1 pseudogene is annotated in these 1,243 nt (G+C 73.0%); it reads left to right on the top strand.

The annotated features are described in order from the left end of the window. A pseudogene (locus L810_RS48220) lies at positions 1–589 on the top strand (serine/threonine protein kinase); the annotation flags it as partial. Between the last annotated feature and the right edge of the window lie 654 nt (positions 590–1,243).

Genomic DNA, 1,243 nt, shown 5'->3' with positions numbered 1-1,243 from the left:
ACTGGCCCAGCAGGGGCCGACTCCGCTCGTCGTGCCGCCGTCCAGCCTGCCGGCCGGATCGTCTGCCCAGGTTCCGCCGCCACGCGTCGCCGCCGAGCCTGCCAGTACGCCGGCCGTCGAGGCCGCCGCGCCCGCGCCGCAGGTCGCGACCACCGTGACGAACACGGCCCCGCCGCCGGCCGGCGCCAGTCCCGCCATCGCGCCAGCCGGCAGCCTCGACGCGTCGGAGCGCGTCGTCAACGTGCCGCCGTCGGAAGCCGCCGTACCGCCGGTGACGACACCATCTCCGGCACCGAAACCGCCGGACAGCCAGACAGCCGTCGCGGCCGTGAATGCGCTGCCTGCCGAGCAACAGCCGCGTGCGCCGAAGGCGCAGGAAACGGTGCAGGTGCGTTTCAACGTGCGGCCATGGGGCGACGTCTACGTGAACGGCGCGCGGCGTGGCGCGAGCCCGCCGCTGCGTTCGGTATCGCTGACGCCGGGCGTCTACGTGATCGAAATCCGCAACGGCTCGCTGCCGCCGTTGCACCGCACCGTGGCGATCGATTTCGGCAGCAAACCGGTCAACATCGACTATGCATTCGAATGACGTCAGCCAGGCGGCGCTGGCCGCCGCCGCTTTTTCCGCGGTGCCGCCCGGCATCCCGGCGACGCCGCGCGCGGGCCTGATCGGCCAGTTGCTCGCGGATGTCGCGCCCGATACGCCGTGCGGCGCGAACCTCGAATACGACGCCGAGTTCCTGCAGTTGCAGGAGCGTGCGACGCCGCGCGCCGAGCAGCAATACGGCGACACCGTGATCCCGGCCGAAGCGCCCGACTGGCGCGCGGTCGAGCGGCTCGCGCTGGCGCTGTCCGCGCGCACGAAGGACCTGCGCGTGATCGCCTGTCTCGCGCGAAGCTGGACCGAGCAGCACGGCATCCCCGGTTATGCGGACGCGCTCGCGCTCGTCGCGAACCTGCTCGAGCGCCGCTGGGACACCCTGCATCCGCGGCTCGACGCAGACGGCGAACCGGACCCGACACCGCGGATGAACGCGCTCGCCGACGTGGCCGGCGCACACGACTGCGCGCGCGCGGCGCGCCGCCAGCCGCTGTTCGAAGGTGGGCCGAGCGTGCGCGACGCCGAACGGCTGCTCGATGGCCGCGATGACGTCGGCAGCCCCGCGACCGGCAGCCGCGAAAGCCTGCTGGCCGCGCTGTCGGCCGCGAGATCGGAAGAGCACACGTCTGAACTCCAGTCACG

Origin of the sequence: Burkholderia sp. AU4i, assembly GCF_000466765.1 — a bacterium.
Classification (GTDB): Bacteria; Pseudomonadota; Gammaproteobacteria; order Burkholderiales; family Burkholderiaceae; genus Burkholderia; species Burkholderia cepacia.
The sequence above is the reverse complement of the archived record's forward strand: the minus strand, read 5'-3'. Positions and strand labels throughout refer to the sequence as shown.